A 16,449-nucleotide genomic window follows, 5' to 3' on the forward strand; every position below is an offset into this window, starting at 1 on the left:
AGAGACGGTTTTAATTAATTCCCGATCCAATATCAAAAACATAAAAAGAGTTATAATGTTAAAACGTTATAACTCTTTAATTTTAAAGGAATTGTTGTTTTCGACGTTCCAGTATTAACATTTCAATATTAAAATATGTCACAGGGTTCGAATTTCGTAGATTATGTAAAGATTTGTTGCCGTTCTGGTAAGGGCGGGGCAGGTTCGGCACATTTACATCGTGATATTTTAACATCAATGGGTGGCCCCGATGGTGGTGATGGCGGTCGTGGTGGCCACATTATCGTTAAAGGCAGTATCCATATCTGGACATTATTGCACCTTAAATACCGTAAGCACATTATTGCTGAAGATGGGGGAGCAGGCGGTAGTTCCCATAAATTCGGTAAACAAGGTAAGGATGAAATCCTGGAGGTTCCGCTTGGTACCATTGCTAAAGATGCTGAAACTGGAGAAATCCTTTTCGAAATTACCAAAGATGGCGAGACTAAGATTTTAACAGCCGGTGGCCGTGGTGGCTTAGGGAATGCACACTTTAAAAATTCGGTTCAACAGACACCGCGTTTTGCACAACCGGGTGAGCAAGGACAAGAGGTTTGGAACATTTTAGAATTAAAAGTTTTGGCCGATGTTGGCTTGGTTGGTTTCCCAAATGCTGGAAAATCTACATTGCTTTCAGTAGTTTCGGCTGCTAAGCCAGAAATTGCCGATTATCCTTTTACTACCATTGTTCCTAATCTGGGTATTGTAAGTTACAGAGGTGGGAAATCTTTTGTAATGGCCGATATCCCTGGGATTATTGAAGGTGCATCAAAAGGTAAAGGTTTGGGCTATCGTTTCTTACGCCACATTGAGCGTAACTCCGTATTGTTATTCATGGTCCCGGCTGATACAAGCCGTTCAATTAAAGAAGAATACGAAATCCTTAAAAGCGAACTGGAATCTTACAATCCTGAATTAATGCAGAAACCACATGTTTTAGCTATTACCAAATCAGATATGTTAGATGAAGAACTGATGGAAGAAATGAAACAGGATCTGCCAAACATTCCATCTATATTCATTTCATCAGTAGCTGAAAAAAATATTTTAGAACTGAAAGATATGCTTTGGAAAGCGATTGAAGGATAAAGCAGTTCAATAGTGTCAGTTGTTCATTAGTTCTACTCCTGCCTAATGAACTAATGAACCTTAACTATTAATCAAACTAGGCTCTCAAACCATCTACTGCCAAACCAATCCATTCTTTAAATAACATTTCCCATACGCCTAATGCACTGGCGTTTGGGATGATGATATCACTTAAGTCGAATTCAGTATCTCCAGAAAAATTTGTTGGGTAATATTCAATTTTCTGTTTGGCTTGTTTATCAAAAATCAGTTTTGCCCTTGGGATGTGCCATGCACTGGTAATCACCAAAATTTTAGCTTTAGGCTTGTTTTTCGCAATGAGTGCCAGGCTGTACCTGGCATTTTCGATGGTATTTCTGCTTTGGTTTTCAATCAGGATTGCAGAATCAGGAATTCCGATCAGTTTTAAGTACTGAATGACTAAATCAGCTTCTTTAATTTTTCGGTCTATTAAATTTGCGCTCCCACCGCTAAGTAGTATCTGCTTAATCTGTCCTTTTTTATAAAGTGCGATTGCTTGGAATAATCTATCTCCTGCCCAATTAAAAGCAATTTCATTGTTTCGTTTGTTTAAGCCAGAGAAGCCCCCAAGCACTATTCCGACATCGAATTTACCTGCCCTTGGATAGTCGGCTTCATAACTGTTTATTATTTTCCCAACAATAAAGCCATTAGAGAAAAAGAAGAAAATAATCAAACTACAGATTAAATACCTTTTCCTTTGTTTAGATTGTTTTGTTGCAATTGCAAAAATCAAAAGCACAAAAATCCAAACTATAGGTTTAATGAGGAAAAGCAAAATCTTTGAGAGGATAAAAATCATATACAGATATTATCCTGCAAAACTAAGAATTTGTTTAAATGATAAAGGGGGGGAGGCAAGGTATTAATTGATTAAAATATAATCAATTAATACCTTGCCACATTTTATCCTTGGCCTTCTTGTACCTGGCCATTTTCATGGGCACTTTCTAAAATTTCTTTCACATCTGATTTACGTTTCTTAGCAACAGTATGTTTAAAATGAGGCACTTCATGTTCAATAATATCTTCTTCGATGGCTTCTACGCCAAAAACCTTCTCTTTTAAAAGGTTGTATTTGTCTTGAAAGCCGTAACGTAGATTTTTAGCTCCGCCAACAATTTTTCCACGCGTACCTGCGCCGCTATCAGGAGCAAATAAAATACTAATAACTGCGCCGGCCGCTAAACCAGCAACTAAGGCCAGTGCTATTTTTGCACTGTTATCCGATTCGTGCTTTAAATATTTTCCGATTAACTTTCTGTATTTCATAATTATGCGGTTTTAATAAATGAACAATTCGCTTGATATAATGTTTGATGTTTTTTGATTTGGAAAGCAATGTTATAGTTTTTTGCTAAAGCGGTACAACTTCTCTATCGTTTTCAAAAAAAGACCAGACTTTTACCTAAGTTTAAAGTTAAAGCACAATATTTGAGGTACTAAAACTAATTATATGGTAAAAGCGACAATAAATAAAGAGCATTATGCATGTTCTGTAACAAATGGTTCTCATGATATTATAGTAGACGAGCCTTTAGAATTGGGTGGTACACATAAAGGTTTTGCCCCAAAAGGATTGTTAATGGCCTCTTTAGCATCGTGTGTAGCCATTACCTTAAGAATGTATGCCGATAGAAAGGAATGGCCAATTGATAAAATTGAGGTAGAAGTAAATATTGATACCGAAAATGGGGAGACCATATTTTTTGAAGAAATTGTATGTACAGGAATACTTACCGAGGAACAAAAAATCAGATTGGAAGAAATTGCCGCAAAATGCCCGGTAAGTAAGATTTTAGCATCCGGTCACGAAATCAGATCGAAGGTACTTTAATGCTAACGGTGCAAAACTCGTTTGTACATTGATAAAAAGCTTTAATATCTTTACCAATAAAAAAACCTTGGTGTGCTTTGCGCCTTGGTGGTTAAAACAATAATCAATGCCTACCGAAATAAAATGCCCCAACTGTGCCCATGTTTTTCCGATGGAAGAAGCCATGGCCGAAGATTATAAGAAAGAGTTACGTGAGAAAGCGGCTGCTTATGCAAGGCAGAAAGATGAAGAATATCAACGTAAACTGCAAATTTTCGAATCAGAAAAACAACAGCAATTGAAAGCTTTTGATGCCAAACTTGCTGAAGAGAAAACCAAGCTTAAGGATAGTCTGGAGGAAAACCTGCGTAAAAGCATTTCGGCCGATTTTGAAACAAAACTGCAAATGCTGGAAGGTAATGCGAAAGATAATGCCGAAAAACTAAAGTTGGCCCGCGAAAAAGAATTGGAGTTTTTACGCCGCGAGGAAAGCCTTAAGGTAAAGGAAGAAGAAATGGAACTTGCCTTTCAACGTAAAATGCAAGAGCAGCGTAACGAGTTGGTAGAACAGATCCGTAAGCAAGAGGCAGAAAAAAATAGTATTAAAGATACCGAACACCAATTGCGTTTAAAGGAATTGGAAAAACAGCTCGACGACCAGAAAAAATTGGCTGAAGAAATGAAACGTAAGGCTGAGCAGGGCAGTATGCAATTGCAGGGCGAAGTTCAGGAACTGATTTTGGAGGAATTGCTTCGTACCAATTATCCTTTCGATTTAATTGAAGAAGTTGGCAAAGGAGTGCGTGGTGCAGATTGTGTACAGGTAGTGCGTAATCAATTCGGACAGGAATGCGGTAAAATTATTTACGAAAGCAAGCGTACCAAAGATTTTGGTGGCGACTGGATCGAAAAACTGAAAAAAGATATGCGCAGTATGGGCATTGATGTAGCGGTAATCGTGAGTCAATGTTACCCAAAAGGCATGGATTGTTTCGGGCAGCGCGATGGGGTTTGGATCTGCTCTTTCGAAGAAGTAAATGCTGTGGCATACGTGTTGCGCGAAGGTATTTTGCGCTTGGCAGGTGCAGTAAAATCGCAGGAAAACCGCGGCGAAAAAATGCACATGCTTTACGATTATTTAATGGGAGCAGAGTTCTCAGAACAATGGAAAGCCATTAGGGAAGGTTTTATGAGTATGAAACTATCCATACAACGCGAGCGTGATGCGATGGAACGTTTATGGAAAGCACGTGAAAAGCAGTTAGAAAAAGTATTGTTAAATGCGACCCATATCCGCGGTTCAATAGAAGGTATTGCCGGTAGCGATAGTGTGCAGTTGAGCTTAACCGATGAAGATGATGATACCTTGCTTTTAGAGTAACTCACCGTACGTCATCCCGTCCCGATTTTTATATCGACTCGTCATCCTGAACTTGTTTGAAGATCGATTTTGAATGGACCGACGTTGCCCATCACCAGGTGTGAACTGCAAACTGCCAGCTGTTTTGGGCGTTACCCAATCCCGTGAAAAACGGGAAAAGGGGCGGGCTTTTCAGGGCTACGCTTCGCTCCGGTACCGATGAAGGATCGGCACTGAACCTTTACAATCCCTAACTCGGAGATATTGCGTGACTAGACCTCGCAGGTTTTAAACGGCGTAGCGCTCAATGAGCCCATTGATATTAACCTCCGCTGCGGTTCGTGTCGTCACGAACTGAAACATAGTAATTAGAAATACTTTTCGCATGAGGTTATACCTGATTAGTATTAAATATAAATTGTATTTAATTAAATGCGTTTTTATATTAGAGAAACCAAAACCTGCAAGTTCTAATGTATATAAATAGTAAAACAAAAATAAATGATAACATGAATAAGAAACTTAACCAATCCTTTAACCGCTTTAAAATCCTTACTTTAATAGGCACTTTGCTATTTTTTGGGAATGCTTTCGGGAACGTTCCCGAAAAGGATTTGAAATCGCCAGATGGCAATTTAGTAGCCAGTTTTGCTTTGGCCGAAGGGGGAGTACCTACCTATAGCTTAAAGTACAAAGGAAAAGACGTTATTAAAGCCAGCAAGCTGGGGCTTGAACTTAAAGATGGTAAATCTTTAATGAAAGGTTTTACCATAACCGATACTAAAACCAATACTTTTAACGAAACCTGGAAACCGGTTTGGGGCGAAGTAAAAGAAATTGTAAATCATTACAACGAACTGGCGGTAACTTTAACGCAAAAAGAAACTAACCGCTATATCATTGTGCGGTTACGTTTGTTTAACGATGGTTTGGGTTTTAGATATGAATTTCCTGAACAAAAAAACTTAGATTATTTCGTAATTAAAGAAGAGAAAACCCAGTTTGCCTTAGCTGGCGATCATAAAGCTTTTTGGCTTCCTGGCGATTACGATACACAGGAATACAGTACGGTAACCTCAAACTTATCAGAAGTACGCAGTAAAATGAAAGCTGCGGTTACACCAAATGCGTCGCAAACTACTTTTTCGCCAACAGGTTTACAAACGCCTTTAATGATGAAGAGTAAAGATGGTTTGTACATCAATATCCATGAAGCGGCATTGATCAACTATTCGCTAATGTCGTTAAATCTCGACGATAAAAATATGGTTTTAGAATCATGGCTAACGCCCGATGCAGTTGGCGATAAAGGTTATTTGCAGGCACCCTGTTTATCGCCCTGGAGAACCATTATTGTGAGTGATAAAGCAGGTGACATTTTAACCTCAAAGCTAACCTATAACTTAAACGAGCCTACAAAAATTGAAGATGTATCGTGGATAAAGCCAACCAAGTATGTAGGTGTTTGGTGGGAAATGATTACAGGTAAAAGTACCTGGGCCTATAATGATTTAACCAGTGTGCAATTGGGCGTAACCGATTATGCCAAAACAAAACCCAATGGGAAACATGCTGCAAATACTGCACATGTAAAAGAATACATCGATTTTGCAGCTAAAAATGGATTAGATGCTGTTTTGGTTGAAGGCTGGAACGAGGGCTGGGAGGATTGGTTTGGTAAAACAAAAGATTATGTATTTGATTTTGTAACGCCCTATCCCGATTTCGATGTAAAAGAATTACACCGTTACGCCGCAAGTAAAGGTGTTAAAATGATTATGCACCATGAAACTTCTTCGTCGGTACGTAATTATGAGCGCCATTTAGATACCGCTTATAAATTTATGAAAGCCAATGGTTACGATGCCGTTAAAAGCGGTTATGTAGGCAACATAATCCCAAGGGGAGAGCATCATTATGGCCAATGGTTAAATAATCATTACCTGTATGCCATCCAAAAAGCAGCGGAATATAAAATTATGGTGAATGCACATGAGGCTGTTCGCCCAACAGGCCTGGCGCGTACTTATCCGAACTTAATCGGAAACGAATCGGCAAGGGGAACAGAATATGAAGCTTTTGGGGGCAATAATGCCGATCATACCACTATTTTGCCCTTTACACGTTTAATAGGTGGGCCAATGGATTATACCCCAGGTATTTTCGAGACTAAAGTAAGTGTTTATAACCCTGAAAATACTTCTTTTGTGCACAGTACATTGGCCCGCCAGCTGGCACTTTACGTTACCATGTATAGTCCGCTGCAAATGGCTGCCGATTTGCCTGAAACGTATAACAAGTACATGGATGCTTTTCAGTTTATTAAAGATGTGGCGGTAGATTGGGACGATACCAAAGTTTTAGAAGCAGAACCAGGCGATTATATCACTTTTGCGCGTAAGGCGAAAGGTAAAAACAATTGGTTTGTTGGCCGCACCAATGATGAAGTGGCCCGAACATCTAAAATTGATTTTAGCTTTTTGGATCCTGGTAAAAAATATACTGCAACCATTTATGCCGATGCAAAAGATGCCCATTACGAAACCAATCCTAAAGCCTATACCATCCGTAAAATGGAGGTAACCAGTAAAACTACATTATCGCAGTATTGTGCACCAGGTGGGGGATACGCGATTAGTATTATGGAGAAATAAGTTAAGTTAGTGAATGTCAGTGTTACCAGCTGACACTCTTTCTCTTTTAGTCGCAGCCCCCCGCTGCGACTTTTTTATTGTTTTTTTTGCCACGGATGTACACAGATAAACACGGATTAAAATTTATTTCAATATCTATCATGTTAGTCAGATTCTGAGCTGATCTACCAGTGACAGGTTTAGAAAATCAGTCGAAATGACGATCCTACAGGCCTGTCATCACCCTTCCTTTGTTTTTTTAAAACTAACCTCTCAGGATGATGGCCCTAGTAGAGTTCTTTCCCGCAGATCTTACTGATAGTCGCAAAAAAAAACAATTAATTTGCGTTAATCATCTTAAACCTGCGGGACTGTTTTTGTAATTGGCAGTTAATTGTGCTGAGTTATCTTAACAGATCATAACAGCTGACTGCAGGAAAATATCTTATTTTATAATATCTTAGCAAAGACATTAAAACCAAGCAATTCTTAACAAAATATTACTATGCCCAGAACCAAAAACCATATCGAACTTCAATTTTTAAGTGAACCCTCTGATGTTAATTATGGAGGTAAGGTACATGGTGGGATGATGATGAAATGGATCGATCAGGCTGCTTTTGCCTGTGCTTTACAATGGAGCCAAACTTATTGTGTAACAGTTTATGTTGGTGGAATCCGGTTTTTTCACCCGGTTCATATCGGGCACTTGGTTAAAATGGAAGCACGCATTATTTACACGGGTAAAACCAGTATGCATATTGCCGTTGATGCCTTTTCGAAACCAGTAGGGCAGGCCGATTTTGTGAAGAATACACACTGTATTATTGTTTTTGTTGCGGTAGACGATGATGGACAGCCAAAAGGAATCCCGGCCTTTAAGCCAAAAACCGAAAAAGAAATTGCCATGCATGGCTACGCCATTAAATTAATGGAACTGCGTAAAAGCATTGATAAAGAGATGGAGCCATATATCGTATAGCGCTGGGCGGCATAGTCCCTCCAGTTTTAACCACAGAGAAACAGAGGAAGGCATAGAATTAAGCGTTTGGCTGTTGCCATTTTCCATCTTCCGTTTTACATTTTTTATTTGCCTCTGTGATACTCTGTGTAAAACTTAGCGCGCTCTGTGGTTAAAAAGAAGCAGGATCTACTCTACAACTGGCAAGCTGAAACAAAACTTGCTGCCTTCGCCAATGGCGCTTACCACCCATATTTTTCCATTTTCGGCTTCAATAAAATCTTTAGAAATGGCGAGGCCCAATCCGGAGCCCGATTTATTCTGACCATCAGTTGGTACCTGGAAATACCTGTCGAATAATCTTTTCTGGTATTTTTCGTCAATGCCTTTTCCAAAATCGCGCACAGAAAATTCGATAAACTTGTCTTTTTGGAAAACATCGATGATTACCTTCGATTTTTCTGCACTGTACCGCAATGCATTAGATAAAAAGTTAACCAGTACCCAGGCTGTTTTCTGGATATCGGCATTCACATCCGGCAAGTTCTGGTTGCAGTTAAGTACCAGTTGAATCGATTTTTGTTCGGCCTGAAATTTAACAGCATCAACGGCATAACTTACAATTTCTTCTGGTTTGGTTATGGCAAAAGTGAGTTTTAAATTACCGGTTTCTACTTGCGAAAGATCTAAAAGTTCGCTGGTGATTTTTAGCAGTCTGTCGCTATCTTCTCTGATGTGGTTGAGCAGTTCATGCTGTTCTTCATTCATGGCACCCACACGCTCATCGTTTAGCAATTTCAAACTCATTTTGATAGATGATAGGGGTGTTTTTAACTCGTGCGAAACTGTAGCGATAAAATTTGTTTTGGCTTCATCGAGCTCTTTAAACTGCGTAATATTTTTTAACGTGTAAACGCTTCCTGCAGATTTAGAAGAGGCAATTAAAGTGTTTTCATCCTGTTCTTCATAATTTGGGATGATGATTTCGCGGTTTTCCAACAGGAAATAAGATTCCTTATCATCAGCATAAATTTTTAGGGTATTATCATTGGTTTCGGGTTTAATAATCCGTTTAAGCAGCTCGTTCTTTTGCATCAGTTCGGCCACGTTCTGGCCAATAACCTTATCTTCATCAAGGCTCATCAGTTTTGCCGCCAGATGATTTAGAAAGAGTACTTCACCTTTTTCATTTAGGCCGATTATGGCATCCTGCATTTGTGCAATAATGGCTTCAATACGTGATTTTTCGGATTTAATTTTAGATAAGTTGCTGTTTTCCCATTCGTTTAGTTTAACCACCATTCCGTTAAAGGAATCTGCCAGTTCTGTAAACTCATCGTCGTTTTCGAAATGCAGGCGCTGTTTATAATTTTTACGACTGATCTGTTTAATCGCTGCACTAAATTCGGCAAGGGGGTTGGCTACAAAACCTGGAAAGTTTACAATGAACGTAAAGAGGATAATAAAACTCAGGGTAGCGGCAATCATGATGTAGAGGTTTGCCCTAGATGAGGTTTCATTGGCCAATTCATTCTTATCGTAAATGGCCTTCATGTTTACCTGTTCGATATTTTGTAGTGCAACGCGCAAATTTTTAATGCTATTTTCTTTAATGCTTAACGATTGTGGACCGTTTAGCATGGCAAAAGCCGTTTCCAATTTCTGGAAAGCCACTTTTTCGCCGGGTTCGGTAATGTTTAACCCTTCGTTTTTTAAGTTTTCCTTAAATACAGCCAGTTGAGTACTGCTTAATGGAAATTGGTTCTGATCGATTACATTGCGCATAGCAGCAACGTATTTCAGTGATTTGTAGTTGTCTTTAAGGATTACCTTCGATTTATCTGAAAGCTCGTTTAAGAAAAAGAGCGCGATTAATCCGAAGGACAAAACAAGTATAAAGAGAAACCCGAATCCGAGGCGGAGCTTGGTTTTTATTTTCATCTGTTTATGTTTTTTTTTAATGGTGATGAAGCTATCATGATTTGCTTATTTTATTGTGTGATATTTGAAAATCATTGATGGTTTCATGACTTTTTTGTTTAACCGCAAAGGCGGAGAGATTTTCGCTATTAACGCAAAGCAATTTCTCTCTTTTTTTTGTAAAAATAGGTTATATTAAATCTGTTTCCTGATTAACTAAATTATATAACCAAGGTTAAATAAATAGTTATTCATTTAGCCTGTAGTCAATAGCTATGCCAATAGATTGGGTTATTGTTTAAGTTGTTGTTTTATAGTATTTTATGGTGTTTCTAAAAATGTTTTAAGCAAAAAACCTTTTCATTTTGGAAGGGTTTTTATCATTTTGAACCATTGCTTCTGGAGGTTTAATGCGCTGTTCTACGTTTCTAGACCTGATTGCAAAGGAAAGCCCGCAGCGCAGAGAGGACTTGCAACAGAAAGCAGGAGTGACGCTATATGAAACACAGGGTTTGCTTTTCAAAAAAAGAATAGAGTTTGTTTTTTCGGAAAGCAGGTTTGGTAACATTTAGGCTGGTGCAGCCCCGCTGTCCGCTTTACTGCGTGCCGCTTCCCATCAGGTTTAGGTGGCGCGGCCGGTAATAAGATTTGGGGCTGTAGGGTGCAGAAAATGAAAATTTAATTTAGACTGAACGATTTTTAAGGTTATGGCGCTGCCTTTTGTTCCCTAAACCTGATTGCAATGGAAAGCCCGTAAGCGAGGTATCCCGATTCATCGGGACGGACTTGGAATGAAAAGCGGGGCTGACGCTCCTATGAAATGCAGGCTGGGCTTTCCAAAAGAAGAATAGAGCTCTATTTTTTTGAAAGCAGGTTTGGTAACATTTAGGCTGGTGCAATCCCGCTGTACGCTTTACTGCGTGCCGCTTCCATCAGGTTTAGGTGGCGCGGTCTGTACCGTGATTTAGGGTTGCAGGATGCAGGAAAAAATGAATGACGATTAGAATTTGATAAACTTATCTATCTGCCCGTTTGTAAACTTAATCGTATCTGGATGATTGAAATTACCTTCGGCATCTAACTCGGTTTTAATATTAGGAATGTGCAAACGTAAGGGTAAAATATGCAGATGAATATAATGACAAACGCCTGTGAAATGATCTACACCGCGGATATTACCATATTTACCAGAAGAAATTCCGACTAAAGCGGCCTTTTTATCATAAAAGCTATCGGGGAAATTACAGGCATCTATTAACACTTTTAACACCCCTGGGTAGCTTCCATTGTACTCTGGCATGATAAATAAAAACTTTTCAGTGTTATTAATCATGTTCTGGATTTCTTGAAAAGCTGCTGATCGTTTGCCATACATATCCGTATTCAAAACATCTATAGGCAGGTGCTCCAGGCTGAACAAACTGGCATCGGCTCCTTTTTCTTTTAGTTGCCTTTGGTAATATTTAGCAACTTTTAGCGTATTGCTATTGGGCCTGTTGGTAGCGGCTATAATTGTGATCATGGATAATTGTTAATAAGATGTGTAAAACCCAAACACGCTTCTTGCTAAAATTGCCATATAGTTTGTATCTTAGCTGATTGTGAAAAAGGCCGTAAACAACGCAAAAATAGAACTTTTTGCCAATTAAAACGCATAAATAACACAGCCCAAATAAACGTTAAGTAAATTTCGGATACATAGATGAGCAAAATTATTGCATTAGCAAATCAAAAAGGTGGTGTTGGTAAAACAACTTCATCTATAAACCTGGCTGCGAGTTTGGCCGTATTAGAATACAAAACTTTACTGGTTGATGCTGATCCTCAGGCAAATTCGACTTCAGGAATCGGTTTCGATCCCCGGAATATTAAAGATAGTATTTATGAGTGTATCATTAATGATATCGATCCTTTACAGGCCATCCAAAAAACGGATACACCAAATTTAGATTTACTGCCCGCTCACATCGATCTGGTTGGTGCAGAAATCGAGATGATTAACCTGAACAACCGCGAGTACAAAATGAAAGCGGTTTTGGAGAAAATTAAAGATCAGTATGATTTTATTATCATCGATTGTTCACCATCTTTAGGTTTAATCACCATCAATGCTTTAACAGCGGCCGATTCGGTTATTATTCCTGTTCAGTGTGAGTATTTCGCGCTAGAAGGTTTGGGTAAGTTATTAAATACCATAAAAATTGTTCAGAACCGTTTAAACCCTGATCTGGAAATTGAAGGTATTTTACTTACCATGTACGATGTGCGTTTACGTTTATCAAACCAGGTGGTAGAAGAGGTGAGAACACATTTCCACGAACTGGTTTTCGATACCATTATTCAGCGTAATACACGTTTAAGTGAAGCACCTAGTTATGGCGTTTCGGTAATTATGCACGATGCCAATTGCAAAGGTGCCATTAACTACCTTAATCTTGCGCGCGAAATTGTAAAGAAAAACGGCCTTCTAAAGGAAGAAGAAAACATAGGAACAGCAACTTTATAAACTATAGATGACATCTTTTCAGCGAAAAACAGGTTTAGGAAGAGGGTTAAGTGCGCTTTTAGATGATAGCGAATCTTCTCATCCGCCAAAACAGCAGGTAAATGCTGTGAGCGAAACCGAGCAGATTGGCAATATCAGTCACGTAAGTTTAACTGAAGTTGAAACCAATCCATACCAGCCACGTACCGAATTTGACCAGGTAGCTTTAAACGAGCTTGCCGATTCGATTAAGATACAAGGTTTAATACAACCGATTACGGTTAGAAAACTTGGCGCCAACAAATACCAGCTCATTTCTGGTGAACGTAGGTTCAGGGCTTCGAAACTAGCTGGTTTAACACAGATTCCTGCTTACATCCGCAGTGCCAACGACCAACAGATGTTGGAAATGGCCTTGATCGAAAATATTCAGCGCGAAAATTTAAATGCCATTGAGGTGGCATTGAGTTTCCAGCGGATGATTGACGAGGTAGGCTTAAAACAAGAGCAATTAGGCGAACGTGTAGGCAAAAACCGTACAACGGTTACCAATTACCTGCGTTTGTTAAAACTTCCGCCAGCTATTCAGGCTTCCATCCGAGATCAGAAAATTAGCATGGGGCATGCAAGAGCCTTAATTAATGTTGATGGTGTTGACAAACAATTGTTTATCCACCAGGAAATTTTAGAAAAAGGATTATCGGTACGTAAGGTAGAAGAACTTGTACGTAATTTGCAGCATGTACCTTTAAAAGGCAGCGAAAAATCGAAAGAAAAAGCTGTTTCTTTTCAATATCAAAAATTACAGGACGATCTGGCCTCTAAATTTGCTACCCGCGTAAAGTTAAAAGTAAGTCAGAACGGTAAAGGCGCTATAGAAATACCTTTTATGAGTGATGACGACTTAAACCGAATTTTAGAGTTATTAGACTGGTAATGCAAAAGACTAAGCTTTTAATACTGGTTGCTGCATTTACATTTTTTCTTGTAAACTTAGCCTCGGCGCAGGTTAAGGATACGGTATTAAAACCTGCTGATACTTCGAAAATTAAATTATCTAAATCGTTAGATACTGCGGCTAAAAAACCGATGACCAGAAAGGATTCGATGAAAGCTAAGTATGTTAATCCGGGTAAGGTTGCTGGTAGAAAAGCTGTTTTCAGATCGATGATTATACCAGGGTGGGGGCAATTGTACAATATACAACTGCTTAACGACGGTTATGGTACAAGAGCCGGAAAAAGCCAGTTTTTTCAAAAGCTGTATACTGGTGGTAAAATTGCAGCTATTTATGGTGGTATAACCGTACTTACCATGTCGTACATCGAAAGTAGCAAACAATATAATTTAGCGCTAACAGAATTACAATATCGCGACTCGCATGGCGATCAGCCTGATCCTAACGGCCCTTTTGGCAGCCGTTATTCTACTACAGGCATAACCCAACGTAAAGATACCTATAGAAGAAATAAGCAGATTGTATTGTTCTCTTACGGTTTGGTTTATTTCGCCAATATAGTTGATGCCTATGTTGCAGCCCGTTTGCATTTCTTTAATATTGATGATAACCTTTCTTTTAAGGTAATGCCATCTATGATTAATACCAATTCGATGTATGGTTTCAATGCAACGCCTGCGTTAAAATTATCACTAACATTTTAAAATCTAAAACCATCATGGATATTCAATCTAGGATACTAAATTTGAAATCATAATTGTTTATCCGTTGCTAAGGGTTAGATTAACAAGAATAAAAAACTGAAAATAAAAATAAACACATGAAACCATCATGATTTTTCAAACCAAACTTGAATGAATAAATGGCTCAAGCCTTCTTGAAACACCATTAAAAACATCTACATTGGTGAAAAATCTGATAGCTTCATAACGATTAAAACTAAACTATAAACACATGAAAATTGCGCTTTTAGGATACGGTAAAATGGGGCAGATTATCGAAAAATTTGCAGTAGAACGTGGCCACGAAATTGTTTTAAAAATAACGATCGATAATCAGGAGGATTTAACCAGACAAAATTTAAAATCGGCTGATGTAGCCATCGATTTTAGTACGCCTGATTCGGTTTTAAAAAATATTGATGCCTGCTTTGATACCAATGTGCCCATAGTTGTAGGTACAACAGGCTGGTACGGCAAACTCCAGGAAGTAAAAGACGATTGCAACAACAGTAACAATACCTTGCTTTATGGGTCTAACTTTAGTATTGGCGTAAATTTATTCTTTAAGCTGAACCAAACTTTGGCCAAGCTGATGAATAATTACCCTGCCTATGAGGTTCAGGTGGAAGAAATTCACCACACACAGAAACTGGATGCACCAAGTGGTACAGCCATTACCCTTGCGGAAGGGATCGTAGACAACCTGGATAGAAAACAGGAGTGGTTAAACGAAGTGGTTGGGACTGATGTTGAATTGTTTCCGAAAGCAGAGCAATTGCTGATAGAATCGCATAGGATAGAAAATATTCCAGGTACACATACTGTAATTTACAGTAGTGAAGTGGATGAAATAGAAATTAAACACACTGCGCATAATAGAGCTGGTTTTGCTTTAGGTGCAGTTGTGGCGGCAGAATGGTTGAAAGATAAAAAAGGATTTTTCAGCATTACTGATATTTTTGAATAGGAAATAGTTTTCAGTTGAAAATTGGCAGTTTTCAGTTAAGCGATTTATGCAATTAACTGAATAACCAAACAGATAATAATCTGTGTAATCACATAATCTGTGAAATCACACCGAAGGATAACAGGTAACCGATTAATAAATCGCAAACCAAAAATAAGATATATGAATTATAAATTCTGGCAACGAAAAAAAGATGCCCCAAAGAAGAAAAAAACTAAAACCCGTGAGTGGGTTGATGCAATTGTTTTTGCAGTAGTAGCAGCAACCATCATCCGCGTATTTTTTATTGAGGCTTACACCATTCCGTCTGGTTCAATGGAAAGGTCTTTGCTTATCGGCGATTTTCTTTTTGTGAGCAAAGTTAATTACGGTGCACGTATCCCGATGACTCCAGTTGCTTTTCCTTTTGCCCACCATACTATGCCTTTAACCACTTCTACCAAAGCCTATTGGGATGGTGTGCAGTGGAAATATCACCGTTTACCAGGTTTATCTAAAATTAAGAGAAACGATGTTGTGGTATTCAATTTTCCCGAAGGAGATACTGTTGCAGTAGAAAACCAGGCAGAAAGTTATTATGCATTAGAAAGAAGCATGGGCCGGCAGCAGGTTAGAAGCACATTTACGATAATAGACCGCCCGGTAGATAAACGGGAGAACTTTATTAAAAGATGTATTGGGATTCCGGGCGATGTAATTTCGATGAGCAATGGCGTTGCCAATGTAAATGGCAAAAATGAGCCTTTAAAAAATACAGGCATGATGCCATATCGCATCGAGTTCAAAACCATGGATTTTAATTATTCTGTACTTGATGAATTTAAACTTAATTTAGGCGGAACACCTGCTGTTGCAGATAAGACCTACATTGTAGATGCCTCGCCAGAAATTGCCGATAAATTAAAAACATTTGATTTTGTGAAATCAGTTACCTTAAGCCCAGATCCTGCAGGCGCTGTTCCGGGAGGTGTTTTTCCGAACGATCCAAACAGGGTATGGAACAGGGATAATTTCGGGCCGATTAAAATCCCTTCAAAAGGATGGACCGTTAAAATCGATAGCAATACCATGCCGCTGTACTACAGGGCTATTAGAACTTACGAAGGAAATAAAGTAGAGCAAAAAGCAGGTATTTGGTATATTAATGATAAAGTAGCCATTACTTATACTTTTAAAATGGACTACTATTGGATGATGGGTGATAACCGCCATAATTCGGCCGATTCGCGTTATTGGGGTTTTGTACCCGAAGACCATATTGTAGGTAAAGCTTTATTTGTTTGGATGAGCTGGGATAGTACTGCATCTTTCTTGCATAAAATAAGATGGAGCAGGTTGTTTATGGGCATCCATTAATTTATACGATATTTTTTAGAAAAAGCTTGCTTTATGCAGGCTTTTTTTTATGCCAAAATCACCTTTTTAAAAAAATTAAAAAGTTTTCATTATTTATATTTTTTTTTCATAAGTTTGTT

Annotated in this window: 14 protein-coding genes; 10 read left to right on the forward strand and 4 right to left on the reverse strand. The window is 38.6% G+C overall.

Annotated elements, in window-relative coordinates:
• The first annotated feature begins 135 nt into the window (after positions 1-135).
• A complete protein-coding gene (gene obgE, locus LQ227_RS13445; protein ID WP_029277724.1) occupies positions 136-1,131 on the forward strand; it encodes a GTPase ObgE in 996 nt (331 codons plus the stop codon).
• Positions 1,132-1,207: 76 nt separating this feature from the next.
• Here obgE and LQ227_RS13450 read toward each other — a convergent pair whose 3' ends face one another.
• Both LQ227_RS13450 and LQ227_RS13455 read right to left on the reverse strand, forming a co-directional pair.
• Positions 1,208-1,954 (reverse strand): YdcF family protein, encoded by a 747-nt coding sequence (locus LQ227_RS13450; protein ID WP_230149637.1) that lies wholly within the window; start codon positions 1,952-1,954, stop codon positions 1,208-1,210.
• A 104-nt stretch (positions 1,955-2,058) separates the two neighbouring features.
• On the reverse strand, positions 2,059-2,424 hold the full coding sequence (locus tag LQ227_RS13455) for a YtxH domain-containing protein (RefSeq protein WP_230144807.1): 366 nt from the start codon (positions 2,422-2,424) through the stop codon (positions 2,059-2,061).
• A 184-nt stretch (positions 2,425-2,608) separates the two neighbouring features.
• Between LQ227_RS13455 and LQ227_RS13460 the strand changes: the two genes are divergently transcribed.
• The 4 genes from LQ227_RS13460 to LQ227_RS13475 all read left to right on the forward strand — a co-directional run bounded on the left by LQ227_RS13460 (position 2,609) and on the right by LQ227_RS13475 (position 7,943).
• Positions 2,609-2,989 carry an OsmC family protein gene (locus LQ227_RS13460; RefSeq protein WP_057932237.1) on the forward strand — a complete coding sequence of 127 codons (381 nt, stop codon included), beginning with the start codon at positions 2,609-2,611 and terminating at the stop codon, positions 2,987-2,989.
• A 106-nt stretch (positions 2,990-3,095) separates the two neighbouring features.
• Positions 3,096-4,349, forward strand: coding sequence for a DUF2130 domain-containing protein (locus LQ227_RS13465; RefSeq protein ID WP_230144808.1), 1,254 nt, complete (start codon positions 3,096-3,098; stop codon positions 4,347-4,349).
• A gap of 488 nt (positions 4,350-4,837) precedes the next feature.
• The gene (locus LQ227_RS13470) at positions 4,838-6,982 is read left to right on the forward strand and encodes a glycoside hydrolase family 97 protein (protein WP_230149640.1); all 2,145 of its coding nucleotides are present in this window, start codon (positions 4,838-4,840) and stop codon (positions 6,980-6,982) included.
• A gap of 484 nt (positions 6,983-7,466) precedes the next feature.
• On the forward strand, positions 7,467-7,943 hold the full coding sequence (locus tag LQ227_RS13475; RefSeq protein WP_230149642.1) for an acyl-CoA thioesterase: 477 nt from the start codon (positions 7,467-7,469) through the stop codon (positions 7,941-7,943).
• Between the two features lie 168 nt (positions 7,944-8,111).
• Here LQ227_RS13475 and LQ227_RS13480 read toward each other — a convergent pair whose 3' ends face one another.
• Positions 8,112-9,863 (reverse strand): ATP-binding protein, encoded by a 1,752-nt coding sequence (locus LQ227_RS13480; RefSeq protein ID WP_230149644.1) that lies wholly within the window; start codon positions 9,861-9,863, stop codon positions 8,112-8,114.
• Between the two features lie 979 nt (positions 9,864-10,842).
• The gene (locus tag LQ227_RS13485) at positions 10,843-11,364 is read right to left on the reverse strand and encodes an NADPH-dependent FMN reductase (protein ID WP_230149646.1); all 522 of its coding nucleotides are present in this window, start codon (positions 11,362-11,364) and stop codon (positions 10,843-10,845) included.
• Positions 11,365-11,544: 180 nt separating this feature from the next.
• Here LQ227_RS13485 and LQ227_RS13490 point away from each other — a divergent pair, with 180 nt between their 5' ends.
• The 5 genes from LQ227_RS13490 to lepB all read left to right on the forward strand — a co-directional run bounded on the left by LQ227_RS13490 (position 11,545) and on the right by lepB (position 16,330).
• Positions 11,545-12,348, forward strand: a complete 804-nt coding sequence (locus tag LQ227_RS13490) for a ParA family protein (RefSeq protein WP_055912555.1) — start codon at positions 11,545-11,547, stop codon at positions 12,346-12,348.
• Between the two features lie 7 nt (positions 12,349-12,355).
• Positions 12,356-13,264, forward strand: a complete 909-nt coding sequence (locus tag LQ227_RS13495; protein ID WP_029280116.1) for a ParB/RepB/Spo0J family partition protein — start codon at positions 12,356-12,358, stop codon at positions 13,262-13,264.
• A complete protein-coding gene (locus tag LQ227_RS13500) occupies positions 13,264-13,989 on the forward strand; it encodes a DUF5683 domain-containing protein (RefSeq protein WP_230149649.1) in 726 nt (241 codons plus the stop codon). Before LQ227_RS13495 ends, LQ227_RS13500 begins: the two co-directional genes overlap by 1 nt.
• 250 nt (positions 13,990-14,239) lie before the next feature.
• Positions 14,240-14,974 (forward strand): 4-hydroxy-tetrahydrodipicolinate reductase, encoded by a 735-nt coding sequence (dapB, locus tag LQ227_RS13505; RefSeq protein WP_230149651.1) that lies wholly within the window; start codon positions 14,240-14,242, stop codon positions 14,972-14,974.
• Positions 14,975-15,136: 162 nt separating this feature from the next.
• Complete coding sequence (lepB, locus tag LQ227_RS13510; protein WP_230146257.1) at positions 15,137-16,330, forward strand: signal peptidase I; 1,194 nt, start codon at positions 15,137-15,139, stop codon at positions 16,328-16,330.
• The last annotated feature ends 119 nt before the right edge of the window (positions 16,331-16,449 follow it).

The organism is Pedobacter sp. Bi27 (assembly GCF_918698255.1).
Classification (GTDB): domain Bacteria; phylum Bacteroidota; class Bacteroidia; order Sphingobacteriales; family Sphingobacteriaceae; genus Pedobacter.

Bases quoted from the DNA above. Each gene is read 5' to 3' on its own strand.
- LQ227_RS13500 (WP_230149649.1), top strand. From the start codon at position 13,264: ATGCAAAAGACTAAGCTTTTAATACTGGTTGCTGCATTTACATTTTTT.
- lepB (WP_230146257.1), top strand. From the start codon at position 15,137: ATGAATTATAAATTCTGGCAACGAAAAAAAGATGCCCCAAAGAAGAAA.
- LQ227_RS13480 (WP_230149644.1), bottom strand. From the start codon at position 9,863: ATGAAAATAAAAACCAAGCTCCGCCTCGGATTCGGGTTTCTCTTTATA.
- dapB (WP_230149651.1), top strand. From the start codon at position 14,240: ATGAAAATTGCGCTTTTAGGATACGGTAAAATGGGGCAGATTATCGAA.
- LQ227_RS13460 (WP_057932237.1), top strand. From the start codon at position 2,609: ATGGTAAAAGCGACAATAAATAAAGAGCATTATGCATGTTCTGTAACA.
- LQ227_RS13490 (WP_055912555.1), top strand. From the start codon at position 11,545: ATGAGCAAAATTATTGCATTAGCAAATCAAAAAGGTGGTGTTGGTAAA.
- LQ227_RS13485 (WP_230149646.1), bottom strand. From the start codon at position 11,364: ATGATCACAATTATAGCCGCTACCAACAGGCCCAATAGCAATACGCTA.
- LQ227_RS13495 (WP_029280116.1), top strand. From the start codon at position 12,356: ATGACATCTTTTCAGCGAAAAACAGGTTTAGGAAGAGGGTTAAGTGCG.
- LQ227_RS13465 (WP_230144808.1), top strand. From the start codon at position 3,096: ATGCCTACCGAAATAAAATGCCCCAACTGTGCCCATGTTTTTCCGATG.
- LQ227_RS13450 (WP_230149637.1), bottom strand. From the start codon at position 1,954: ATGATTTTTATCCTCTCAAAGATTTTGCTTTTCCTCATTAAACCTATA.
- LQ227_RS13455 (WP_230144807.1), bottom strand. From the start codon at position 2,424: ATGAAATACAGAAAGTTAATCGGAAAATATTTAAAGCACGAATCGGAT.
- LQ227_RS13470 (WP_230149640.1), top strand. From the start codon at position 4,838: ATGAATAAGAAACTTAACCAATCCTTTAACCGCTTTAAAATCCTTACT.
- LQ227_RS13475 (WP_230149642.1), top strand. From the start codon at position 7,467: ATGCCCAGAACCAAAAACCATATCGAACTTCAATTTTTAAGTGAACCC.
- obgE (WP_029277724.1), top strand. From the start codon at position 136: ATGTCACAGGGTTCGAATTTCGTAGATTATGTAAAGATTTGTTGCCGT.